At 71.1% G+C, this 23,805-nt stretch carries 21 protein-coding genes; 10 read left to right on the top strand and 11 right to left on the bottom strand.

Going from position 1 to position 23,805, the window contains the following annotated elements:
* Positions 1 to 93 precede the first annotated feature (93 nt).
* Positions 94 to 615, bottom strand: coding sequence for a DUF4190 domain-containing protein (locus O7634_RS05195; protein WP_278149026.1), 522 nt, complete (start codon positions 613 to 615; stop codon positions 94 to 96).
* A 272-nt stretch (positions 616 to 887) separates the two neighbouring features.
* On the opposite strand from O7634_RS05195, the gene purN reads away from it, so the two are divergent.
* Complete coding sequence (purN, locus tag O7634_RS05190) at positions 888 to 1,508, top strand: phosphoribosylglycinamide formyltransferase (protein ID WP_278149025.1); 621 nt, start codon at positions 888 to 890, stop codon at positions 1,506 to 1,508.
* Positions 1,505 to 3,076 (top strand): bifunctional phosphoribosylaminoimidazolecarboxamide formyltransferase/IMP cyclohydrolase, encoded by a 1,572-nt coding sequence (purH, locus tag O7634_RS05185; RefSeq protein ID WP_278149024.1) that lies wholly within the window; start codon positions 1,505 to 1,507, stop codon positions 3,074 to 3,076. The genes purN and purH overlap by 4 nt, the downstream gene beginning before the upstream one ends.
* 170 nt (positions 3,077 to 3,246) lie before the next feature.
* Here purH and O7634_RS05180 read toward each other — a convergent pair whose 3' ends face one another.
* The 5 genes from O7634_RS05180 to O7634_RS05160 form a co-directional block, all read right to left on the bottom strand.
* Complete coding sequence (locus O7634_RS05180; protein WP_278149023.1) at positions 3,247 to 4,281, bottom strand: dipeptide ABC transporter ATP-binding protein; 1,035 nt, start codon at positions 4,279 to 4,281, stop codon at positions 3,247 to 3,249.
* The gene (locus O7634_RS05175; protein WP_278149022.1) at positions 4,265 to 5,302 is read right to left on the bottom strand and encodes an ABC transporter ATP-binding protein; all 1,038 of its coding nucleotides are present in this window, start codon (positions 5,300 to 5,302) and stop codon (positions 4,265 to 4,267) included. The genes O7634_RS05180 and O7634_RS05175 overlap by 17 nt, the downstream gene beginning before the upstream one ends.
* Before the next feature lie 7 nt (positions 5,303 to 5,309).
* A complete protein-coding gene (locus tag O7634_RS05170) occupies positions 5,310 to 6,266 on the bottom strand; it encodes an ABC transporter permease (protein ID WP_278149021.1) in 957 nt (318 codons plus the stop codon).
* A 72-nt stretch (positions 6,267 to 6,338) separates the two neighbouring features.
* Entirely contained in the window at positions 6,339 to 7,277 is a 939-nt protein-coding gene (locus O7634_RS05165; RefSeq protein ID WP_278149020.1) for an ABC transporter permease, read from the bottom strand.
* 201 nt (positions 7,278 to 7,478) lie between these two features.
* Positions 7,479 to 9,080 carry an ABC transporter substrate-binding protein gene (locus tag O7634_RS05160; RefSeq protein WP_278149019.1) on the bottom strand — a complete coding sequence of 534 codons (1,602 nt, stop codon included), beginning with the start codon at positions 9,078 to 9,080 and terminating at the stop codon, positions 7,479 to 7,481.
* A gap of 483 nt (positions 9,081 to 9,563) precedes the next feature.
* Between O7634_RS05160 and O7634_RS05155 the strand changes: the two genes are divergently transcribed.
* Both O7634_RS05155 and O7634_RS05150 read left to right on the top strand, forming a co-directional pair.
* Positions 9,564 to 10,424, top strand: a complete 861-nt coding sequence (locus O7634_RS05155; protein WP_278149018.1) for a bifunctional methylenetetrahydrofolate dehydrogenase/methenyltetrahydrofolate cyclohydrolase — start codon at positions 9,564 to 9,566, stop codon at positions 10,422 to 10,424.
* A 126-nt stretch (positions 10,425 to 10,550) separates the two neighbouring features.
* Positions 10,551 to 11,501 carry a malate dehydrogenase gene (locus O7634_RS05150; RefSeq protein WP_278149017.1) on the top strand — a complete coding sequence of 317 codons (951 nt, stop codon included), beginning with the start codon at positions 10,551 to 10,553 and terminating at the stop codon, positions 11,499 to 11,501.
* A 213-nt stretch (positions 11,502 to 11,714) separates the two neighbouring features.
* Here the strand turns inward: O7634_RS05150 and O7634_RS05145 are convergent, their stop codons facing one another.
* Entirely contained in the window at positions 11,715 to 12,551 is an 837-nt protein-coding gene (locus tag O7634_RS05145) for an MBL fold metallo-hydrolase (RefSeq protein ID WP_278149016.1), read from the bottom strand.
* Between the two features lie 138 nt (positions 12,552 to 12,689).
* Between O7634_RS05145 and O7634_RS05140 the strand changes: the two genes are divergently transcribed.
* Entirely contained in the window at positions 12,690 to 13,907 is a 1,218-nt protein-coding gene (locus O7634_RS05140; protein ID WP_278149015.1) for an NADP-dependent isocitrate dehydrogenase, read from the top strand.
* 308 nt (positions 13,908 to 14,215) lie between these two features.
* On the opposite strand, the gene galT is transcribed toward O7634_RS05140, so the two are convergent.
* From galT to O7634_RS05120, 4 genes are all read right to left on the bottom strand, one after another.
* A complete protein-coding gene (gene galT, locus O7634_RS05135) occupies positions 14,216 to 15,292 on the bottom strand; it encodes a galactose-1-phosphate uridylyltransferase (RefSeq protein ID WP_278149014.1) in 1,077 nt (358 codons plus the stop codon).
* A gap of 12 nt (positions 15,293 to 15,304) precedes the next feature.
* On the bottom strand, positions 15,305 to 16,114 hold the full coding sequence (locus O7634_RS05130) for a DeoR/GlpR family DNA-binding transcription regulator (RefSeq protein WP_278149013.1): 810 nt from the start codon (positions 16,112 to 16,114) through the stop codon (positions 15,305 to 15,307).
* Positions 16,115 to 16,222: 108 nt separating this feature from the next.
* Positions 16,223 to 17,752 (bottom strand): adenylyl-sulfate kinase, encoded by a 1,530-nt coding sequence (cysC, locus tag O7634_RS05125; protein ID WP_278149012.1) that lies wholly within the window; start codon positions 17,750 to 17,752, stop codon positions 16,223 to 16,225.
* An 88-nt stretch (positions 17,753 to 17,840) separates the two neighbouring features.
* Positions 17,841 to 19,355, bottom strand: coding sequence for a glycosyltransferase (locus O7634_RS05120; protein ID WP_278149011.1), 1,515 nt, complete (start codon positions 19,353 to 19,355; stop codon positions 17,841 to 17,843).
* Between the two features lie 239 nt (positions 19,356 to 19,594).
* On the opposite strand from O7634_RS05120, the gene O7634_RS05115 reads away from it, so the two are divergent.
* The 5 genes from O7634_RS05115 to O7634_RS05095 all read left to right on the top strand — a co-directional run bounded on the left by O7634_RS05115 (position 19,595) and on the right by O7634_RS05095 (position 23,766).
* Positions 19,595 to 20,509 (top strand): ABC transporter ATP-binding protein, encoded by a 915-nt coding sequence (locus O7634_RS05115; RefSeq protein WP_278149010.1) that lies wholly within the window; start codon positions 19,595 to 19,597, stop codon positions 20,507 to 20,509.
* Entirely contained in the window at positions 20,502 to 21,407 is a 906-nt protein-coding gene (locus O7634_RS05110) for an ABC transporter permease subunit (protein ID WP_278149009.1), read from the top strand. Before O7634_RS05115 ends, O7634_RS05110 begins: the two co-directional genes overlap by 8 nt.
* The gene (locus O7634_RS05105; RefSeq protein WP_278149008.1) at positions 21,407 to 22,318 is read left to right on the top strand and encodes an ABC transporter ATP-binding protein; all 912 of its coding nucleotides are present in this window, start codon (positions 21,407 to 21,409) and stop codon (positions 22,316 to 22,318) included. Before O7634_RS05110 ends, O7634_RS05105 begins: the two co-directional genes overlap by 1 nt.
* 1 nt (position 22,319) lies before the next feature.
* A complete protein-coding gene (locus O7634_RS05100) occupies positions 22,320 to 23,030 on the top strand; it encodes an ABC transporter permease subunit (RefSeq protein WP_278149007.1) in 711 nt (236 codons plus the stop codon).
* A gap of 91 nt (positions 23,031 to 23,121) precedes the next feature.
* The gene (locus tag O7634_RS05095) at positions 23,122 to 23,766 is read left to right on the top strand and encodes a hypothetical protein (protein WP_278149006.1); all 645 of its coding nucleotides are present in this window, start codon (positions 23,122 to 23,124) and stop codon (positions 23,764 to 23,766) included.
* The last annotated feature ends 39 nt before the right edge of the window (positions 23,767 to 23,805 follow it).

Genomic DNA, 23,805 nt, shown 5'->3' with positions numbered 1-23,805 from the left:
GGAAGCGCGGGGCGACGGCGGAAGCGCGGGGCGACGGATGGACGCGCGCGGGGCGCCCCGGACGAGCCGGAGCGCCCCGTCGAAACCGGCCCGTCAGGGCTGGGTGGGCAGGTTGACCTGCGCGACGATGCTCAGGATGAGCAGCAGGATGCCCAGGCCGACGCCGACCGCGCCGCAGATCAGACCGGCCTTGGCCTGCCCGGCGTTGGAGGCCTGACCCTGGGCCACCTTCTGCTTGGCGAGGTAACCGGTCACCACGCCCGCGATGCCCACCGGGATACCCAGGTAAAGGCAGCAGACCAGCGGGATCGACGCGATGCCGAGGATCATCGACACCAGGCCGAGGGTGTTGTTCTGCCCCTGCGCCTGCGGGTACCCGGCGTTCGGGTACGTCGGGGCGCCACCATACGGCTGCTGCTGCTGGCCGTACGGGTCCTGATAGGGCTGCTGCTGACCGTAGGGCTGCCCCGAGGTGGGCTGCTGGCCGTACGGAGGCTGCTGGCCGTACGGGGACTGCGGCTGCTGGCCGTACGGGGCGGCCGGCGGCTGGGGCGCGGTCGGGTCCTGGTTGGGCTGCTGGCCGTACGGGTCCTGACCGGGGTTACCGGGCTGCATTCGAGAAGCTCCTTGGACTGGTTCCGTCAGTTAACACTGCTTGTTTCCATCCATGATCGCGGTCAGTCCTCCCGATGCCCAGAGCAACAGGGCGACATGCTCCCCGGGCAAATGATCACTCCCGTGTGCCGGATCAGTGGCGGAGTGCGGGTCGACGCGGCGTTCGACCCGGGCGAGCGGCAGCGTACCGGGTCGATGCACCTCGGCACTGCCCACGATCGGCGCGCCGCCCGGTCGAAGGGCGTCCCTGACCTGCCCGATAGGGTGGTCCGGTGACCGAGCCCGCTTCCGTCGCCCGCATCGTCGTCCTTGTCTCCGGCTCCGGAAGCAACCTCCAGGCGCTGCTGGACGCCAGCGCCGATCCCGCGTACGGCGCGCAGGTCGTCGCCGTCGGCGCGGACCGCGACGGCATCGCGGGCCTGGACCGGGCCGAGGCGGCCGGGGTGCCCACCTTCGTCGAACGGGTCCGTGACCACGACACCCGGGAGGCGTGGGACCGCGCGCTCACCGCGCACGTCGCGAAGCACCAACCCGACCTGGTCATCTCCGCCGGTTTCCTCAAGCTGGTCGGTCCGCACTTCCTGGCGGCCTTCGGGGACCGCTACCTGAACACCCACAACACCCTGCTGCCGGCTTTCCCCGGCATCCACGGCCCGCGCGACGCCCTCGCCTACGGCGTGAAGCTCACCGGGGCGACCCTCTTCTTCGTCGACGCCGGCATGGACACCGGGCCGATCGTCGCGCAGGTGGCGGTGCCGGTCCTCGACGACGACGACGTCGACACCCTCACCGAACGCATCAAGGAAGCCGAGCGGCGGCAGCTCGTCGAGCAGGTCGGTCGGCTGGTCCGCGAAGGCTGGACCATCACCGGAAGGAAGGTCACGGTTCCGTGAGTTCCACTCAGGACGGGCGCCGCCCGATCAGGCGGGCGCTGGTCAGCGTCTACGACAAGACCGGGCTGGCCGAGCTGGCCCAGGCCCTGCACGCGGCCGGCGTGGAGATCGTCTCCACCGGCAGCACGGCGGGCGCCATCGCCGCCGCCGGGGTGCCGGTGACGCCGGTGGAGACGGTGACCGGGTTTCCCGAGGTGCTCGACGGCCGGGTGAAGACCCTGCACCCGAAGGTACACGCGGGCCTCCTCGCCGACCTGCGCAAGGACACCCACGTGGCGCAGCTCGACGAGCTGGGCGTGGCCGCGTTCGACCTGCTGGTTTCCAACCTCTACCCGTTCCAGGCGACTGTCGCGTCCGGCGCGGGCGTCGAGGAGTGCGTGGAGCAGATCGACATCGGCGGGCCGGCCATGGTGCGGGCCGCCGCCAAGAACCACGCCTCGGTGGCGGTGCTCACCGACCCGGACGCCTACCCGGCGCTGCTCGGCGCGCTCGACGAGGGCGGGTTCACGCTGGCCCAGCGTCGTGCGCTGGCCGCCCGCGCGTTCGCCGACATCGCCGAGTACGACGTGGCCGTGGCGCAGTGGTGCGCCCGGGAGCTGGCCCCGTCCGACGACTCCTGGCCGGCGTTCGCCGGTTCGGCGCTGCGCAAGTCGACGGTGCTGCGCTACGGAGAGAACCCGCACCAGCCGGCGGCGCTCTACACCGACCCGGACGCCCCGGCGGGGCTGGCCCAGGCCGAGCAGTTGCACGGCAAGGAGATGTCGTACAACAACTACGTCGACGCGGACGCCGCCTGGCGGGCCGCCAACGACTTCGCCGACCAGCCGGCGGTGGCGATCATCAAGCACGCCAACCCGTGCGGCATCGCGGTCGGCGCGGACGTCGCCGAGGCACACCGCCGGGCGCACGCCTGCGACCCGGTGTCGGCGTTCGGCGGGGTCATCGCGGTGAACCGCCCGGTCTCGGTGGAGCTGGCCCGGCAGGTCGCGGACATCTTCACCGAGGTGGTCGTCGCCCCCGGCTTCGACGAGGGCGCGGTCGAGGTGTTGCAGGGCAAGAAGAACATCCGGCTGCTGCGCGCCCCGGCGTGGACCCCCGCGCCGGTCGAGTGGCGGCCGGTGACCGGTGGGGTGCTGACCCAGGTGGCGGACCGGGTGGACGCCCCCGGTGACGACCCGTCGAACTGGCAGCTGGCCACCGGCGAGCCCGCCGACGAGGAGCTGCTGCGCGACCTGGCGTTCGCCTGGCGCGCGGTGCGGGCGGTGAAGAGCAACGCGATCCTGCTCGCCAAGGACGGTGCCACCGTCGGGGTCGGCATGGGCCAGGTCAACCGGGTCGACTCGGCGCAACTCGCGGTCAGCCGCGCCGGCGCCGACCGGGCCCGGGGCTCGGTGGCCGCGTCCGACGCGTTCTTCCCGTTCGCCGACGGCCCGCAGATCCTCATCAATGCCGGCGTCCGCGCCATCGTCCAGCCCGGCGGCTCCATCCGCGACGAAGAAGTCATCGAAGCGGCCCGAAAGGCCAACGTCACGATGTACCTGACGGCAACCCGCCACTTCTTCCACTAACCCGCCCCGCCCGCCCCCCGCCCCCCGCCCTCGCCCCCCCGCCCTCGCCCCTCGCCCTCGTTGATCATGAAGTTATGGCCCTGACACGCCGACGTGCAGGGCCATAACTTCATGATCAACGGGGCGGGCCGGGGCGGGGGCGGGGCCGGGCCGGGCAGGGCCCGGGACGGTCAGGCTGGGGTGGTGGGGCGGAGTTCGGCGAAGTGGCAGGCGGAGGGGTGGGGGTCTGCGGCCCTCGGGACCGTTGCCGGGTCCTCCACGGCGCAGATGTCCTGGGCCTTCCAGCAGCGGGTCCGGAAGTGGCAGCCGCTCGGCGGGTCCGCCGGGCTGGGTACGTCACCGACCAACCGGATCATGTTGCGCTGGTCGCGGGCCTCCGGGTCCGGCACCGGCACGGCCGAGAGCAGAGCCTGGGTGTACGGGTGGGTGGCCCGCTCGTAGATCTCGTTCTCGGTGCCGATCTCGACGATCCGGCCGAGGTACATCACCGCGACCCGGTCGGCGATGTGCCGGACCACCGACAGGTCGTGCGCGATGAAGATGTAGGACAGGCCCAGCTCGCTCTGGAGCTGCTTGAGCAGGTTGATCACCTGGGCCTGGATGGAGACGTCCAGCGCCGACACCGGCTCGTCGCAGACGATGATCTCGGGCCGCAGCGCGAGCGCACGGGCGATGCCGATGCGCTGGCGCTGACCGCCGGAGAACTGGTGCGGGTACCTGTTGATGTGCTCCGGGTTGAGCCCGACCAGGTCCAGCAGCTCCTGGACCCGCTTCGACTTGCTGCCCTTCGGAGCGGCGTCCGGGTGGATGTCGAACGGCTCGCCGATGATGTCGCCGACCGTCATCCGCGGGTTCAGCGAGGTGTACGGGTCCTGCATCACCATCTGCATGTTGCGGCGCAGTCGGCGCAGCTCGCCCCCGGACGCCCTGAACAGGTCCCGGCCCTCCAGGGTCGCCCCGCCGGAGGTGGGCGTCTCCAGCCGCATCAGCAGCCGGGCGAGGGTGGACTTACCGCAGCCGGACTCGCCGACCACGCCCAGCGTCTCGCCCCGGCGCAGCTCGAAGCTCACCCCGTCGACGGCCTTCACCGCGCCGACCTGCCGCTGGAACAGCACGCCCTGGGTGATCGGGAAGTGCTTCACCAGGTTGTCGACGGCGAGGATGGTTTCGCCGCGGACCTTCGTCGAGTTAGCGGGCGCTGTCATCACGGACCTCCTGCGCGAAGTGGCAAGCACTGGTCCGGCCGTCGCCGAGGACCAGGTCGTGCGGCACCACGTCCAGGCAGACCTGCTGGACGTACGGGCACCGGGGGTGGAACGGGCAACCGGACGGGATGCGCATCAGGTTGGGCGGCAACCCCCTGATCGTCGACAGTTCCTGGCCGCGGACGTCCAGGCGCGGAATCGACTCCAGCAACCCCTTGGTGTACGGGTGGGCGGGCGCCTTGTAGAGCGAACGGACGTCGGCGTGCTCGACGATCCGGCCGGCGTACATCACCGCGATCCGGTCCGCGACCCCGGCCACCACGCCCAGGTCGTGCGTGATCAGGATCATCGCCATGTTGAGGTCCCGGCGCAGGTCGGCCAGCAGGTCCATGATCTGGGCCTGCACCGTCACGTCGAGCGCCGTGGTGGGCTCGTCGGCGATCAGCACCTTCGGGTCCAGCGCCAGCGCCATGGCGATCATGACGCGCTGCCGCATGCCGCCGGAGAACTGGTGCGGGTAGTCGCCGATCCGTCGCGCCGCGCCCGGGATCTTGACCAGGTCCATCAGTTCGATCGCGCGACGTCGGGCGTCGGCCCGGGACATGCCGGCCCGCTGGCGCAGCGTCTCGCCGATCTGCCAACCCACCGGGAAGACCGGGTTGAGGGCGGAGAGCGCGTCCTGGAAGATCATTGCGATCTCCTTGCCGCGCACCTGCCGGCGCTGCTCCTCGGACTGGGTGAGCAGGTCCCGGCCCTGGTAGAGAATCTGCCCGGAGCGGACGAACGCCGGCGGGGTGTCCAGGATGCCCATGATCGCCTGGGCGGTCACCGACTTGCCCGAGCCGGACTCGCCGAGCACCGCGAGGGTCTCCCCGGCGTCCAGGTGGTACGACACGCCGTTGATCACCCGGGCGACGCCCTCGTTGGTGCGGAACTCGACGTGCAGGTCCCGCAGCTCCAGCAGGTGGCCGCCCTCCGGGGTGGCGGAGGCGGGGGTGGGTTCGACGGTGGAGTGGGTCATGAGAGATTCACCGCAGCTTCGGGTCGAAGGCGTCACGGATCGCGTCGCCGAGCATGATGAACGCCAGCACGGTCAGGGCGAGGAACGTCGACGGCACGATCAGCGGCAGGGCGGCCTCCCGCATGTGGATTCGGCCGGTGTCGATGTCCTGACCCCAGGAGATCGTCGGCGCCTTCAGGCCGATGCCCAGGAAGGAGAGCGTCGCCTCGGCCGCGATGAACGAGCCGAGCGCGATGGTCAGCACGACGATCGCCGGCGCCAACGAGTTGGGCAGGATGTGCCGCCACATGATCCGGCCGTTGCCGGCGCCGAGCATCCGGGCCGCCGCGACGTAGTCCTGCTCCTTGGCGGTGATCACCGAGGAGCGGACCACCCGGGCGGCGGTGGTCCAGCCGAGCAGCGCCAACACGAAGACGACAGCGCCGATCCGGGCCCACTGGCTGTCGCTGGACACCCGCTTGAGCAGCACGATCGCGGCCAGCAGCAGCGGGATGCCGAGCACCACGTCGATCACCCGGGAGAGCACCGCGTCGACCCAGCGGCCGAAGTAGCCGGCCAACATGCCGACCACCAGCGCGATGATCCCGGTGCCGAGCGCGGCGAGCGCGCCGACCAGGAGCGAGGCCCGGGTGCCGTAGACGGCCCGGGAGTACGTGTCGCAGCCCTGGAAGTCGTACCCGAAGATGGCTCCGCCGGACGGCCCGGCGTGCTGCCGGGAGAGCTGGCAGTCGTTCGGGTTGTTGGCGGTGAAGACGCCCGGGAGCAGGGCCATCAGGGTGAAGACGACCACCAGCGCCAGGGAGATCCAGAAGATCGGGTTGCGGCGCAGGTCGCGCCAGGCGTCGCCGGCCAGGCTGCGCGGCTTCTGCGGGGCGCCGACCTGGTTGGGTGTGCCCGGCTCGCCCGAGGGGCCGCGTCGAGCGGCCTGGTTCTCGGTGGCCGCCACGGTCTCGAAGTCACTCATGCCGCCACCTCGCTGCGCTCGGCGCCGGCATGAGAGCCCAAGCACGCTGCGCTGATGATTCGTTCGCTGCGCTCACTCATAGCGGATCCTCGGGTCGAGTACGGCGTACAGGACGTCCACCACCAGGTTCGAGACCAGGTAGACCACGACGAGCACGCTGACGATGCCCACCACCAGGGGGCCGTCCTCGGTGCGGATGCCGCGGAAGAGGTTGAAGCCCACGCCGGGGATGTTGAAGACGCCCTCGGTGATGATCGCGCCGCTCATCAGGTTGCCCAGTTCCACACCGAGGAAGGTGACCACCGGGATCAGCGAGTTACGCAGCACGTGGACGATGACGATGCGGCGCTTGACCAGGCCCTTGGACCGGGCGGTCCGGACGTAGTCGGCGCGCAGGTTCTCCGCCACCGAGGCGCGGGTGAGTCGCAGCGCGGTGGCCAGCGACAGCGAGCCGAGCACGATACCCGGCAGCAGCAGCGCGTAGAACGACGGGTCGGAGCCGGCGGTGGGCGGGAAGAGCTGCCACTTGACGCCCAGGAAGAACTGCGCCAGCGGGGCCAGCACGATGGTCGGGATGCCCAGCACCAGCAGCGTCAGCACCAGCGTCGAGTTGTCGAAGATGCTGGCCCGGCGGATGCCGGCGATCACGCCCGCGCTGACCCCGAAGATGATCGCCACGGCGAGCGCGATGAGCGCGAGGCGTACGGTGACCGGCCAGGCCTGCTGGAGGATGTCACCGATGTTGCGGCCGGTGAGCGATTCCCCCAGGTTGCCCTGGAGCAGGTTCTTCACGTAGTCGAAGTAGCGGTAGAAGAATCCGCCGACGCCCGTCGCGTCCAGGTGGTACTTCTCGGTCAGGTAGGCCCGTTGGGCTGGTGTCACCGGCCGCTCTCCCGCGAGCGCCTGGATGGGGTCGCCCTGGCCGGCGAATGTCAGCGCGTAGACGATCAGGGTGGTCCCGAAGAAGGCCAGGACCATCTGCAGTAGGCGCCGCAGGATGTAGCGGAACATGCTTAGCAGTCTCTCCGGAAATGGGCGCAAGGGTCGCAGGACGGCATCTCTGGTCGTACCCGAAATATCCGAGACGTGCCGTCCGGCCCGGGGGGAGCCGCCGCCACCGGCGGTGCCGGGGTCGCCTCAGCGGCCCGGACCCGGTGGTGCGGCGGGGGCCACCCGGGCGTCGTCGCCCGGGTGGCCCGCACCACGGTCAGCTCAGCTGGCTGCTTCGATCTTGACGAGGTTGACCCGCTGGAACAGGTCCATCTCCACGTTCTTGACCTTGGACGAGTGGCCGAACACGTTCTCGCCGAAGCGGAGCGGGATCACCGGCATGTCCTTGGCCAGGATGTCCTCCGCCTGCTGGTACTTGGCGATCGCCTCGTCCTGCGTCTTGGCGGCGGAACCCTCCTTCACCAGCCTGTCGAACTCCGGGTTGCTGTAGCCGTAGTAGTTCGACGAGCCGTTCGTGCTGTACAGCGGGCCGAGGTAGTCCTCCATGGTCGGGTAGTCCATGACCCAACCCATCCGGAAGGCGCCCACCGGGGTCTTCTTCTCGACCTTGGTCAGCAGGTCGGCGAACTTCGGCTCGGCCGAGCCGACGGCGTCCACGCCCAGGTTGGCCTTGAGCTGGTTGACGGTGGCGTCGACCCAGTCCTTGTGGCCGCCGTCGCCGTTGTACGAGATGACGATCTTCGACGGGCCACCGGCGGCCTGGTAGAGCTTCTTGGCCTCGGTCGGGTTGAACTCGCCGGCCTTGCCGGCGGTGTCCTCGCGGTAGCCCGGCAGGACCGGCGATACGAAGGAGCGCGCCGGCGTCTGCGAGCCCTTGAAGACCGACTTGGTGATCTCGTCCCGGTCGATCGCCATCGAGATGGCCTTACGCACGTCCGGGTTGCTGTAGTCCTTGTCGAACGTCGGGAACGCCAGGAACTGGAACGACGACATCGGGCTGGTCTTGTAACGGTCGCCCAGGTCGGTCGGCGCGTTGCTCAGGCTCTCGGTCGGGATCGTCGGCAGCACGTCCAGGTTGTCCGCCAGGACGTCCGCGTACGCGGCGGTGAGCTGCTGGTAGATCCGGAACTCGATGTCCTTCACCTTTGGCTTCTCGCCCGGGAACGCGTCGTACCGCTCCACCTCGATCTTGCTGTCGTGCTGCCAGGTGCCCTTCATCTTGAACGGGCCCTGCCCGATCGGCGCCTGCTCGTAGGAGTCCTTGAGCACGCCCGGGGCCGAGAACGCGGCGTCCGGCATCGGGTAGAACGCGTTGTAGCCCAACGTGGTCCTGAAGTCGATGTACGGCTCGGACAGCGTCACGGTGAAGGTGAGGTCGTCGACCTTCTTCAGCCCGGACATCTCCTTGGCCTTGGGCGCCTTGCCCTGCAGGTCGGCGTAGCCAGCGATCTTCTCGAAGAAGTAGTTGCTGTCCTGGCCGTTGGGGGCGTACGCGCCGTAGTTCCAGGCGTTGATGTAGTCCTCGGACGTGACCTTCTCACCGTTGTGGAAGGTGTAGCCGTCCTTGAGCTTGATCGTCCAGACCTTGTTGTCGGACGAGGTGATCGACTCTGCGGCGACCTCGTACGGCTTGTTCTGGGCGTCGTAGTCCACCAGCGGGCTGAACAGGCCGGCGATGACCTGCGAGCCGGACGTCTCGGTGGTGTTTGTGGGAACCAGGTGCTTCGGCTCGCCGATCTGGATGCTGACCGCCGAACCGTTGCTGCCGCCGGAGCCACCGTCGCCGCCGCTGCCGCAGGCCGCGAGGCCCAGCGTCACCGCGAGCGGGAGGGCGGTCCAGGCGGCGAGTCTACGAACTCGCATTGAGCCTCCTCATCTCCTCACGCTGCGCAGTCAGGCCCGACGCTGGGTTACGCTGCGCAACAACCGGTAACGGTAGGTCGAGGGCGGGGCTTCGACAACGGCGCGGTTGCGGGTGGGTAACGGTCCGGCGTCGCCGTCGTTGTCGGGGCGCACGAGACCTGCTAGGTAGAATCGGACATTGGTGCTGCGGCCTGTGGGTTTGTCATATCCTGCTGAGGTGACTGAGCGGCGTTGGGGTGCCCTGGCGGTCTCTGAGGCGCAGCTCCGCTCTCCGCCTTCCCGCACCGTGTTGTCCGGTTCGGCGGTGATCGAATCTACAAATAGTCACCGAGAGTGACGAGCAACACGTCACGCATGGTGACTGCGTGGACAGGTGCCGGCCGCCGGTGCGGCTGCCCGACGGGCGTGGAGGTTCCCGGCGTTCCCGGGTGGCCGGCACGAGGTCGCCGCAGGCGCGAGTGGTGGTCGTGAGACGATCGGGTCGTGACGGCGACGCTTCTGGACGGCAAGGCAACCGCGGCGGAGATCAAGGACGAGCTGCGGACACGGGTGAAGGCGCTCGCGGAACGCGGCATCACCCCCGGTCTCGGCACCGTGCTGGTCGGCTCGGACCCGGGCAGTCAGGCGTACGTCAACGGCAAGCACCGCGACTGCGCCGAGGTGGGCATCGCCTCGATCCGGCGCGAGCTGCCGGCGGACGCCACCCAGCAGCAGGTCGACGACGTGCTGGCGGAGCTGAACGCCGACCCCGCGTGCCACGGCTACATCGTCCAGCTGCCGCTGCCCGCCCACCTCGACACCCAGCGGGTGCTGGAGCTGATCGACCCGGACAAGGACGCCGACGGCCTGCACCCGGTCAACCTGGGTCGCCTCGTCCTCGGCTACGACGGCCCGCTGCCCTGCACCCCGCGCGGCATCGTCGAGCTGCTCCGCCGGCACGACGTCGCTCTGCGCGGCGCCACCGTCGCCGTGGTCGGCCGGGGCAACACCGTCGGCCGGCCGCTGGGCCTGCTGCTCACCCGGCGCAGCGAGAACGCCACCGTCACGCTCTGCCACACGGGCACCCTCGACCTCGCCTCGCACACCAGGGCCGCCGACATCGTCATCGTCGCGGCCGGCGTACCGGGCCTGCTCACCGCTGACATGATCAATCCGGGCGCGGTCGTCGTGGACGTCGGCATCACCCGGGTGATCGGCGCGGACGGCAAGGGTCGCTACACCGGCGACGTGGACCCGGGGGTGGCCGAGACGGCGGGCGCGCTGGTCCCGATGCCCGGCGGCGTGGGTCCGATGACCCGGGCGATGCTGCTCACCAACGTGGTGGAGCGCGCCGAGCGCGGCTGACTCGCGCGCCGGTGACGCCGGTGACGTTCACCCCATCCCGGCGACGGCCGCCGCCCCTGGCCCGTTCGGTGCCAAGATGACTGATACGGTCCGGAAAACCGACTGGTATCAGGGAGTGGGACGACCATGGGTAAGAAGGTCACTGTCGTCGGGGCTGGCTTCTACGGCTCCACCACCGCACAGCGCCTGGCCGAGTACGACGTCTTCGACACCGTAGTGATCACCGACATCGTGGAGGGCAAGCCCGCGGGTCTCGCGCTCGACCTCAACCAGTCCCGGGCCATCGAGGGCTTCGAGACCAAGGTGGTCGGCGTGACGACCGGCCCGAACGGTGAGGGCTACGAGGCCATCGAGGGCTCCGACGTCGTCGTGATCACCGCTGGTCTGCCCCGCAAGCCCGGCATGAGCCGGATGGACCTGCTGGAGACCAACGCCAAGATCGTCCGCCAGGTCGCCGAGAACGTCGCCAAGTACGCCCCTAACGCCGTCGTCATCGTCGTCTCCAACCCGCTCGACGAGATGACCGCGCTGGCGCAGATCGCCACCCAGTTCCCCAAGAACCGGGTGCTCGGTCAGGCCGGCATGCTGGACACCGCGCGGTTCAGCAACTTCGTCGCCGAGGCGCTGAACGTGCCGGTGGCGTCGGTACGCACGCTGACCCTGGGCTCGCACGGCGACACCATGGTCCCGGTCCCCTCGAAGAGCACCGTCAACGGCAAGCCGCTGCGTGACTCGATGCCGGCCGAGCAGATCGAGGAGCTGGTCGTCAAGACCCGCAACGGTGGCGCCGAGGTGGTCGCGCTGCTCAAGACCGGCTCGGCGTACTACGCCCCGTCCGCCGCCGCCGCCCGGATGGCCAAGGCCGTCGCGGAGGACTCTGGCGAGGTCATGCCGGTCTGCGCCTGGGTCGACGGCGAGTACGGCATCTCCGGCGTCTACCTGGGCGTCGAGGCCGAGATCGGCGCCGAGGGTGTCAGGCGGGTCGTCGAGACCGACCTGGACGCCGACGAGCGCGCCAGCCTCCTGGAGGCCGCCGAAGCCGTCCGCGCCAAGCAGGGCGACATCTCCAGCATGTAAGGCCCGAACCAGAGAAGGGGCGCACCGGCTTCGCCGGCGCGCCCCTTCTCACTGTCCCCGGCGCCCCCTCTGGCCCCGCCCCGCCCCCTCTGGCCCTGCCCCGCCCCCTCTGGCCCCGCCCCGCCCCCTCTGGCCCCGTCCCGCCTCCTCTGGCCCCGTTGATCATGAAGTTATTGCCACTTCCATCGGCGTGTCAGGGCAATAACTTCATGATCAACGGGGCGAGCCGGGGCCGGGGACCGGGCGGGGGCGCGCCAGGGGGGTGAAGGGGGTTGCTAGGTGGGGGGTTGCCAGGAGGGTTGGGTTCAGGGACTTCAGGGCGGTCAGGCGGGAGATGCGTGCTGTTTCCGGGTCTTCCTCGTGGGCGTACGCCAGGGTGGGGTCGACCAGTTGCACAGCGTGCACCAGCAGGTCGCCGGTGAGCAGCAGCCGTTGGTCAGCGGCGGTCACGAGCACCGACTGGTGACCGGGTGTGTGCCCGGGGGTGGGTAGCAGGCGTACCGCCGGGGTGAGGGTCGTCGCGCCGTCGAGCACCCGCAGCTGGCCGGCGGCGCGCAACGGCGCGATAAGGCCGGCCGGGAATCCGGGATTGAGCGCTCCCGCGGCGTCCAGGTCGGCGCGCTGCACCAGGTAGCTCGCGTTCGGGAAGTACGGTCGGCCGGGCGTGCCGGTGACCGCCCAGCCGATGTGGTCGCTGTGCAGGTGGGTCAGGACGACGGTGTCGACGTCCGCCGGGTCGATGCCGGCGGCGGCCAGTTCGGCGGGCAGCCGACCGGGCACCGGCGCCCAGCTCGCCGCTGGCGCGTCGGCCGGGCCGATCCCGGCGTCGACGAGGGTGACCGGCCCGTCGTCGACGCGGATCGCGAAGCTGCGGAACGACAGCCACCACTGCCCGTCGTCGGTCACCGAGCCGGGGTCGCGCCTGTCGGCCTCCTGCCAGTCCGCCGCCGTGGCGAGCGGAAACGCCTCGTCGCGCGGTTGGAAGAAGACACCCTCGCCGTCGCTCAGGGCGGTCACCGTGATAGACCCGAGGGTGCGGCTCAGTGGCATCGGGCGATGATGCCAGAGCGCGTCTGCGCCGCGCAGCCCGGTTTCCGCCGGTCGGTCGAGGCCGGCTGGGGGCCGCCGGCCCAATTGCAGTACGCTCGTACTGCTTGAGCACGTGTCCCCCGAGAGGAGCGCCGGCCGATGGCGAAGATCAAGGTAAACAACCCGGTCGTGGAGCTCGACGGCGACGAGATGACCCGGATCATCTGGAAGCAGATCCGGGAGCAGCTGATCCTGCCCTACCTCGACGTCGACCTGCACTACTACGACCTGTCGATCCAGTACCGCGACGAGACCGACGACCAGGTCACCATCGACGCCGCCAACGCCATCAAGGAGCACGGCGTCGGCGTCAAGTGCGCGACCATCACCCCGGACGAGGCCCGGGTGGAGGAGTTCGGCCTGAAGAAGATGTGGCGGTCGCCGAACGGCACCATCCGCAACATCCTCGGCGGTGTCGTCTTCCGCGAGCCGATCATCATGTCCAACGTGCCGCGGCTGGTGCCCGGCTGGACCAAGCCGATCATCATCGGCCGGCACGCCCACGGTGACCAGTACAAGGCCACCGACTTCGTCGTTCCCGGCCCGGGCACGGTGACCATCACCTACACGCCGGCCGACGGCGGCGCGCCGATGGAGATGGAGGTCGCCAACTTCCCCGGCGGCGGCATCGCCATGGGCATGTACAACTACGACGAGTCGATCCGGGACTTCGCCCGCGCCTCGTTCCGCTACGGCCTGGACCGCAACTACCCGGTCTACATGTCGACCAAGAACACCATCCTCAAGGCGTACGACGGCCGGTTCAAGGACATCTTCGCCGAGGTGTTCGAGACCGAGTTCAAGGCCGAGTTCGACGCCGCCGGCCTCACCTACGAGCACCGGCTGATCGACGACATGGTCGCCGCCGCGCTCAAGTGGGAGGGCGGCTACGTCTGGGCCTGCAAGAACTACGACGGTGACGTGCAGTCCGACACCGTCGCGCAGGGCTTCGGCTCGCTGGGTCTGATGACCTCCGTCCTGCTCTCCCCGGACGGCCGCACCGTCGAGGCGGAGGCCGCCCACGGCACCGTCACCCGGCACTACCGGCAGTACCAGAAGGGTGAGAAGACCTCGACCAACCCGATCGCGTCGATCTACGCCTGGACCCGTGGTCTCGCCCACCGGGGCAAGCTGGACGGCACCCCGGCGGTCACCGAGTTCGCCAACACCCTGGAGCAGGTCATCGTCGACACCGTCGAGGGCGGCCAGATGACCAAGGACCTCGCGCTGCTGATCTCGCGCGACGCCCCGTGGCTGACCACCGACGAGTTCATGAACGCGCTCGACGAGAACCTGGCCCGCCGCCTCGCCGCCTGATCCGGGCGTACCGCGTCAGTTCGAAGCCCGTCGGCACGTCGCCGGCGGGCTTCGGCGTGTCCGCGGCCGCCACGCCGCCCGGCGTCACTCCGGCCGGCGCGCCTCGTTGACCAGGGCGGACAAGATGCCAGTCGAGTCCAGGAAGGTTGACCACGGTCGACCTGCGGCATCCGTGCGCCGATCAGCCAGCCTTCCCGGCTGTGCCGGGCACAGCCAGCCGTCCCTTCCCTGCGGGGGGCCCTGTCCCGGGCCCCCCGCGCCCTGTTCCCCGCCCGCTCAGGGCCGCCGCGGGACGTCGTTCCGCCCGTTCAGGCGGCGCGCAGCAGGTCGGCCGCGTGTTCCGGGGCGATGTCGTTGATGAACACCCCCATGCCGGACTCGGAGCCCGCCAGATATTTCAGCTTGTCGGCGGCCCGCCGGATGCTGAACAGCTGCAGGTGCAGGTGACCCAGTTCGCGGTCGACGCGTACCGGCGCCTGGTGCCAGGCCGAGATGTACGGCATCGGCATGTCGAACAGGCCGTCGAAGCGACGCAGCAGATCCAGGTAGAGCGGCCCGAAGGCGTCCCGCTCGTCGTCGGTGAGCGCCGGGATGTCCGGCACCACGCGGTGCGGCGCGAGGTGCACCTCGAACGGCCAGCGGGCAGCCGCCGGGACGAAGGCCGTCCAGTGTTCGTTCTCGGCGACCACCCGGTCGCCGGTGGCGCGCTCGGCGGCCAGCACGTCCGCGTACAGGTTGCCGCCGCCGGTCCGCTCGGCGTGCCGGCGCGCCGCGGCGAGCAGCGCGCGGGTGCGCGGCGTCACGAAGGGGTACGCGTAGATCTGCCCGTGCGGGTGGTGCAGCGTGACGCCGATCTCGACACCCCGGTTCTCGAAGCAGAAGATCTGCTCGACGCCGGGAAGCTCGCTCAGCACCTCGGTGCGGTCGGCGAGCGCGTCCAGCACGGTGCGCACCCGGCGCGGGGGCAGGCTGGTGAAGGAGGCGTTGTGGTCGGAGGTGAAGCAGACCACCTCACATCGGCCGAGACCGGGCCGGACCGCAGTGAACGGGGTGATCTCCGCGGGCTCGTCGGCCACCCGGCCGCTCAGTGACGGGAACCGGTTCTCGAAGACGACCACGTCGTAGTCGGGCGCGGGGATCTCGGTCAGCCGGTCACCCACCGAGGGGTCGAGCGGGCACTCGTTCGCCGGCGGGAGGAAGGTGCGGGTCTGCCGGTGCACCGCGACGGCCACCCACTCGTCGGTCAGCGGGTCGTAGCGCAGCTGCGACGCGGGGGGAGGCGGGGGCAGGTCGCGGCGGTCCGGCTGGTCACGGACGGCGTCGTCGCGCTCGTCGAAGTAGATCAGCTCCCGGCCGTCGGCCAGGTTGATCGCGGTGCGCTTCACGTCGCCGTCCCCTCAGTCTTCGGCGTGCGCGTCACGCGGCCCGCCCCCTGTCGCCCCAACCATGATCAATTCGCCCACCCGCTCACCGAGTACCCGTCGGGCGGGCGGAGGCAACCGGTCGTCACTCACCAGTACGTGCGCCGCCGCCAGCCCGACGATCGAGGAGATGCCCACGGTGCCCCACTTGGTGTGGTCGGCGAGCACCACCAGCCGGTCGGCCGCCGCCACGAGCGCGCGATCGGTCTCCGCCTCCATCAGGTTCGGCGTGGTGAAACCGGCCCGCTCGGTGATGCCGTGCACGCCGAGGAAGAGCAGATCCAGGTGCAGCGACCGGACGGCGCCCACCGCGAGGGGGCCGACCAGCGCGTCCGACGGGGTGCGGACGCCGCCGGTGAGCACCACCGTCTGGTCCGGTCGGCCGCCGGCGTGCAGGATCTCGGCCACCGGCAGCGAGTTGGTCACCACTGTCAGGCCGGGCACGTCGACGAGCCTGCGGGCCAGCTCGGCGGTGGTGGTGCCGGCGGAGAGCGCGACCGCCGCGCCGGGCCGGACCAGTTGGGCCGCCCGGTCGGCGATGGCGGCCTTCTCCGGCAGTTGCCGGACCGACTTGGCGTGGAAGCCCGGCTCGTCCGTCGAACCCGGCCCGGCCGTCGTGGCGCCGCCGTGCACCTTGGCCAGCAGGCCGCGCTCGTGCAGCGCCTCCAGGTCGCGCCGGATGGTCATGTCGGAGACGCCGAACTCGCCGGCCAACTCGGTGACCCGGACGCCGCCGGTGGACCGGACCCGCTCCAGGATGGCCGCCTGCCGCTGCGGAGCGAGCATTCGCCGTGCCTCCCGGGGATCCGCGCACCCTCACGCGGTCAAACGTGTTCCAACAAAGATGAACACTAGCGCGAAGGGGGCGGTGGCGATAGGAAGGGGCGGCGTCCCTCAGGCCGTCGCGATCTTCAGCTCCACCCAGCCGGTCTCGGTCAGGTGGTGCAGCACCGCCTGCACCGCGTCCGCCACGCTGAGATCGGTGGTGTCGAGCACCAGGTCGGCGTCGGTCGGCTCCTCGTACGGGTCGTCGATGCCGGTCATCCCGGTGAGCAGCCCGGCGCGCGCCCGCGCGTACAGGCCCTTGCGGTCCCGCTGCTCGCACACCTCTAGCGGGGTGGCCACGTGGACCAGCACGAAACCTGCCCCGGCGGCGAGAGCCATCTCCCGCGCGGTGGCGCGAGCCGCCGCGTACGGGGCGATCGGGCAGCAGATCCCCACCCCACGGTGCCGGGCGATCTCGGCGGCCACCCAGCCGATCCGCCGGACGTTGAGGTCCCGGTCGGCCTTGCTGAAGCCCAGCCCGGCGGAGAGCTCCCGGCGCACCACGTCGCCGTCGAGCAGCGTCACGGTGCGGTCACCGCTCTCCCGCAGGGCGTCGGCCAGCCCTCGGGCGATCGTCGACTTGCCGGAGCCGGAGAGGCCGGTCAGGAAGACCACCAGACCCCGGTGCCGACGCGGTGGCCGGGCCCGGGTCAGCTCCCGCGCCACGGCCGGCGGGGTGTGCCACTCCGGCAGCGGGAAACCCCTGTCGAGCAGGTCCTCGATCTCGGGCTGGGTCAACGCGAGCCGCCGGTTGCGCGGTGGGATGTCCTCCCGCCAGCGCCACTGCCCGTCCCGGTTGTCGTACGCGAGCTCACGGGGCACCAGTACCCGCAGCCCGGCGCCGGACAGCATCTCTCCGGTGGAGAGCAGGTGGGTCACCCCGTACGCGGCGGAGACGCGGGCGCGCAGCAGCGCGTCGCTGATCTCCTCGCGGCGGTGCGAGAGCGGCACCGCGACGAGCGTCGCGGGCGGCATCCGGTCCCGCGCGGCGAAGATGGCGCGGACCAGCGCCTCCGGCGGTAGCCCGTCGGCGCCGCCCTCACCGACCGGGATCATCACCAGCAGGTGCGCGGCCAGGGTGCGAGCGGCGTGCGCGATCTGCGCGAGCTGTGGACGGTGCAGCGGCCGGTCGGCGATCACACCGAGCACCCGGCCCGGCGGCAGCAGCGCCCGGATCTCCTCCGGGCTGCGGCGCAGCCGCTGGAACGGACCGTGCCCGCCGTCGCCGAGCCGCCGGACCTGGCCACCGACGCCGGCCACGCCCTCGCGTACCGGCCAGACGTCGACCACGTCCAGGGCCGCCGCCGGCGCGCCCTCACCATCGGTCAACACCAACGCCCGGCGGGCCGGGTCGCGCGGGTCGAAGCTCTGGGCCAGCGCGGCCGGCACCTGGAGGGTGACGGCGACCTGCCACGGCGAGCCGTCGGCCAGCCGGCCACGTCGGCTGACCGAGACCAGGTCGGCGCGGGTCATGAAGCCGGTCAGCGGCGCGTACGCGCCGGTCAGCAGCAGCTCCAGATCGGCGAGCTCACCGGGCCGCGGCGTGTACGCCGGCGCGTCCCGCAGCACCTCGTCGGGCAGCACCCAGCCGTTGCTCATCCACACCCCCCACTCGCTGACCGGCACACAGTTTCGCAGCCGACCGCCGATCGGTCGAGGGCGCCACTCCACGACCCGCGCGGGTCGGTCAGCGCTTGACCCGACGGCCGATCGCCGCCCGCACCCGGTTCCACACCTTGCGCTCGTCGCGGATCCGCGGCGCGGCGCCGTCGGTCGGGCAGACGAACACCAGTGGCAGCCGTCCGTCCTCGGTCCACCCCACGTTGCTGATCCGAGCCTTGAGCAGCCAGCTGCCCCGGGTCAGGCCCCCGTTGAGCGTCGCGAAGTCGATGGTGGCGGTGCCCCGGTGCACCAGGTGGACGGTGTCCGCCGCGGCCCCTTCGGAAACCCGCTCGGTCTCGAAGGCGACCGGGAGGAATATCTCGTCGCCGGTCTCCCGGCGTCGGGCGACCAGGTCCAGGCGGGCCTTGCGGACCTGCGCGGTGGAGTCGAGCACCTCGGGCGCGATGTCCTCCATCGGCAGCACCAACACGTCCCGGCCGTCGTCGACCCGGAAGGCGACCGGCTGGTCTCCGGAGCGCAACTCGGCGCAGACGGCCACCGTCACCGTGTGGCCGGATCTGCGGAGGTGGTCGAGGGCGCCGTGGGCGGCGATGCCCGCCTCCCATCGGGCGAGTCGGCGCAGATCCTCGACCCGACCCCGCTCCGCCAGGTACGCCACGGCCCGCAGCAGGGGCGGCAGCCCGCCGGCGACCCCGGGGGCGAACCGGTCCTGAATGATCTTCTGGGTCTCCAGCGCCAGCTGGTCCAGCCAGTCCGCCGGGGCGTTCAGCAGCCGCTTGCCCCGCAGCCGGCTGAGCATCTCGTTGCGCAGCCAACGCCGGTGCAGCCGGTCGCGCAGCGGACCCGGCTCGGTGTTGGCGTCGACGATGTCCAACGCGTCCCGCACGCTGGCGAAGTAGCTCGACGGCTCGAACCGGGTCGCTGTCACGTTGCGCGCGTCCCGCCGCTGCACGTGGTGGTAGCAGGTGTAGTCGGACAGCACCGAGGTGCGCCGGGACAGGAAGTAGGCCCGAACCACCACCGAGTGGTCCTCCAGCCGGCGTTTGCCGCCCTCCGGGAACCGCAGGTCGTGCTCGTTGAGGAACGCCCGCCGAAACAGCTTGTGGCAGGTCAGGCTGTCGATCAGCGGGGAGTTCTCCAGGGTCGCGTCGAAGCGGTTCTTGCGGAACAGCTCCCGCGGCACCGGGCGTCCGTACCCGGCCATCTTGCCGACGACGATGTCCGCGTCGTTCGCCTTCGCGCAGGCGTGCAGCCGCTCCAGCGCCTCGTCGGCGAACCAGTCGTCATCGTCGGCGAAGAAGACGTACTCCCCGCGGGCGTGTTCGATACCGAGGTTGCGCGGGCGCGACGGCCAGCCGGAGTTCTCGATGTGCAGCACCCGGATGTGCGGGTGCTCGGCGGCCAGCCGGTCCAGACGCCTGCCGGTGTCGTCGGTCGACCCGTCGTCGACGAAGATCGCCTCGAACTCGTCGGTCGGCATCGACTGGCGTAACAGCGACTCGGCCAGCTTCTCGATGTGCGGGCCGGAGTTGTACGCCGGCACCACGACGCTGACCTTCAGGATGCCCACCTCGGCCATCAGGATCCCTCCCGCGTCGTCTGTCGATCACCGGACGGTCGATGCCCGGTGAACGGGAGGTGAATGGTGTCACCTTCGATACGGCTTTCCCGAGGCGGGGTCGCGCCGACGCCGGGACCGGCGGAAACGCCCCACGACCCCCGCCAGGTGAGCCTTAGGGGTCCGTCGCGCGCAGGATCAGGGGAGCGCCGGGGGCGTGGCCGGTGTCCCTGCGGGCGTCGGCTCCCTACGCTGGGCGCGTGACACTGATCGCGACCCAGTCGCTCACCAAGACGTACGGAGGTCGGGTCACCGCGCTGGCCGACCTCACCGTCGCCGTCGAGCCCGGGATCATCGGCCTGGTGGGCGCGAACGGCGCCGGTAAATCCACGTTGATCAAGATTCTGCTCGGCCTGATCCCACCGACCAGCGGTCAGGTGTCGGTGCTCGGCATCGACCCGGCCGCGGACCCGGCGGCCGTCCGCGCCCGGGTCGGCTACATGCCCGAGCACGACTGCCTCCCGCCCGACCTGTCCGCCGCCGAGCTGGTCACCCACCTCGGCCGGATGAGCGGCCTGCCGCGCACCGCCGCCCGGGAACGGGCGTCGGAGGCGCTGCGGCACGTCGGGCTCTACGAGGAGCGCTACCGCCCGGTCGGCGGCTACTCGACGGGCATGAAGCAGCGCGTCAAGCTGGCCCAGGCGTTGGTGCACGACCCCGACCTGCTGCTGCTCGACGAGCCGACCAACGGCCTGGACCCGGCCGGCCGGGACGCCATGCTCGCCCTCGTGCACCGGATCGGCACCGAGTTCGGCATCTCGGTGCTGGTCTGCTCGCACCTGCTCGGCGAGGTGGAGCGGATCTGCGACACGCTGATCGCCATCGACGGCGGCCGGCTGCTGCGCGCCGACAACATCTCCGCGATGACCTCGGCGACCGACGTGCTCGCCGTGGAGGTGAGCGAGGGCACCGAGGAGCTGGCCGCCCGGCTCGCCGAGCTGAAGCTGCCGGTGGCGCGGGACGGTCGACTGCTCCTCGTCCCGCTCGCCGACGACGCCACCTACGATCTGATTCTCGGCGCGGTGGCCGACCTGGACCTGCCACTGCACCGACTGGACCAGCGCCGGCACCGGGTGGCCGAACTCTTCGCCACGAGGGAGCTCACCCATGCCTGAGCCGTCTTCCGCCGCCGTGCGTACCGCGCCGACCGGCGTCATCCACGACATCGGCTACCAGCGCTACGAAGGCCCGAGGCTGGGTCGACGGCACGTCTTCGGCGCGCTGTACCTGCACGGGCTGCGGACCACCTTCGGGTTCGGGCGCAGCGCCAAGGCCAAGATCTTCCCGTGGCTCGTGGTCAGCCTGGTCACCCTTGTCGCGGCGGGCCTGGCCGCGATCCGCAGCCAGATCGGCGAGGCGGTCGCCACCTACGCCCAGTTCGCCGACTCGATGAGCTGGCTGGTGCTCTTCTTCGTCGCCGTGGCCGCGCCCGAGCTGGTCTCCCGGGACCTGCGCAGCGGCGTCCTGCCGCTGTACTTCTCCCGCCCGCTGCCGCGCGCCGACTACGCGGTGGCCAAGCTGCTGGCGCTGGCCACCGCGCTCTGGTTGCTGCTCGGCGCCCCGCAACTGGTGATGTTCCTCGGCGCCGCGTTCACCACCAAGGACGGCATGCGCGGGGTCTGGAACGAACTGCTCGACCTGTTGCCCGGCCTGCTCTACGCCGGGCTGTGGGCGGTGGTCTTCGCCTCGATCGGGCTGCTGATCGCGTCGCTGACCGGCAAGCGGGCCTTCGCCGCCGGCGGCGTGGTGGCGGTCTTCCTGATGACCACCCCGATCGTGGGGGTGCTGAGCATCCTGCCGTCGCGGACCGCCAACGAACTGGCCGGGCTCGCCTCGCCGTCCACCCTCGTGCAGGGGGTCGGCATCTGGTCGTTGGGCGACCTGCTGGTCGAGGGCGATCCGGGCGAGATGACGATTGGCCGGTTCGGCCCGGTCTACGCCCTGGTCGCGGTGCTGCTGGTCGCCGGCGCGACCGCCCTCCTGCTGGCCCGCTACCGGAAGGTCGCCTCCTGATGAGCACGCTGAGCCTGACCGGGGTGTCCCGGTGGTACGGCAACGTGGTCGCGGTCAACGACATCAGCATGGCGCTGGGGTCGGGCGTCACCGGGCTGCTCGGCCCGAACGGCGCCGGCAAGACCACGCTGCTGCACATGATGGCCGGGTTCCTCGCCCCGTCGCGGGGCACCGTCACCCTCGACGAGCAGCCGACCTGGCGCAACCCGGAGGTCTACCGGCGGCTGGGTCTGGTCAGTGAGCGGGAGGCGGTGCAGGGTTTCCTCACCGCGTACGAGTTCGTGCTGGCCAGCGCGAAACTGCACCGGCTGCCCGATCCGGCGGCGGCAACCCGACGGGCGATCGACCTGGTGGAGCTGGAGTCGGCGCAGGACCGCCGGATCAGCACGTACTCGAAGGGCATGCGTCAGCGGGCCCGGGTGGCCGCCGCGTTGGTGCACGACCCGCAGGTGCTCCTGCTCGACGAGCCGTTCAACGGGATGGACCCGCGCCAGCGGCTGCACATGATGCAACTCCTGCACACCCTGGGTGACGCCGGCCGGACGATCCTGTTCAGCTCGCACATCCTCGAGGAGGTCGAGCAGGTCTCCGGGACGGTGCAGGTGATGGTGGCCGGCCGGCTGGCCGCCTCCGGCGATTTCCGGACCATCCGCCGGTTGATGACCAACCGCCCGCACGTCTTCGCGGTGCGCTCCACCGACGACCGCGCGCTGGCCGTCGCGCTGATCGGCGAGGCGTCGGTGAGCGGCGTCGAGTTGGACCCGACGGGCCTGACCGTGCGCGCCGGCGACTACGGCGCCTTCACCCGCGCGCTACCGCGGATCGCGCTGAGCAAGGGCATCCGGGTACGCCAGCTGGTGCCGTCCGACGAGTCCCTGGAGAGCGTCTTCTCCTACCTGGTGGAGGCCTGACATGTCGACAATCACCTGGATCACCGCGCGGGGGTTGTTCGGCCGCCGCCGGTTCCTGCTGCTGCTTCCGCTGCCGTTGGTGCTGCTGGGGCTGGCCGTGCTGTGCCGGTCGCTGGGGGTGGACCCGCGCCAGTGGGGCCCGCCGGTGCTCGTCGGTCTCGGGCTGGCCGTGGTGCTGCCGGTCGTCGCGTTGATCATCGGCACCGGCGTGCTGGGCGCGGAGATCGACGACGGCACCGTTGTGCACATCCTGACCAAGCCGTTGCCGCGTTGGCAGATCGTGCTGCCGAAGCTCGCGGTGGCCACCGGGGTCACCGCGGCCACCGTCGCTCTGCCGATCTACGTCGCGGGCGTGCTCGCCGATTCGGTACGCCTCGGTCTGGCGCTGGCGGTCGCGGCGGCGCTCGGCGCGCTGGCGTACTCGGCGCTGTTCCTCGCGCTCAGCCTGGTCACCCGGCGGCCGGTGCTGCTCGGGCTGGTGTACGTGCTGATCTGGGAGGGGCTGCTGGGCAACTTCGTCGACGGCACCAAGGTGCTCTCCATCCAGCAGTACGTGATCGCCCTCGCCGACCGGCTGGCCCCCACCGGGCTGTTGGAGGCCAGCGTCTCGGTGCCGGTGGCGTCGGTGATGACCGCGCTGGTCAGCGTCGGCTTCACGGTGCTGGCCATCGACCGCCTGCGGTCGTTCAGCGTGGCCGGGGAGACGAGCTGAGAGCGGTTCCGTCGGTGGTCCGGCCAGCCCCCGCCCCACGGTAGGGCTGGCCGGATGGACCGGTGGGCCCGGTCGGGCCAGGCTGGTGGGCGTGAGCGTCGAAGTGGAGCGGACGTCGTTGGCTGAACCGTACTCCCGGAGCAGCCGGCCGTGGCTGACCAGCCTGGCGGTCGCCGGGCTGGCCTGCGCCTCGGTCGCCACGGCGGCGCAGGGAAGCGGCCGGTTCCACTGGTGGGCCGTGTTCATCCTGATCCCGACCGCGTTGCTCGCGGCCAGCGGGGGGCCGTTGCTGGCCCGGGGCGGCGGTCGGGCCTTCGCCGGGTACCTGCTCGCCTGCGTCGGCGCGCTGGGGTTCGCGGTGGGCGCGCTGCTGATGTTCGGTGTCATGGGGCGGGGCTGGCCGCTGATGGTGGTGCTGCCCTGCCTGGCGGTCGCCGGCACGTACGCCTGGCGGGCGGCCCACCCGCTGGCCCGGGGGCTGCACCGGGCGGTGGCGCTGCTGGCGTTGACCGGCGCGCTGCTCGGCCTCACCCTGCAACTGCTCCGGCTCGACCTGATCCACCTGAAGACCGGCTGGTGGGGTGCGTTCCTGATGCTCGCCGGGGTCATCGTCCTCGGCAACGCGGGCGAGCTGACCCGGCACCGGATGCCGTACCGGCTCCAGGCGATCACCCTGCTGGTGGGGCCGGCCGTTGTCGCGTTCCTGCTCGGGCTTCGCTTCCTGCGCGGCTGGTGACGCCGGTCCGCCGCCGCCCGGGGGGACGGCGGCGGACCG

The sequence above is a fragment of the Micromonospora sp. WMMD1120 genome, from assembly GCF_029626235.1.
In the GTDB taxonomy this organism is placed as follows: Bacteria; Actinomycetota; Actinomycetes; order Mycobacteriales; family Micromonosporaceae; genus Micromonospora.
This window is presented reverse-complemented; position numbering and strand designations above follow the sequence as displayed.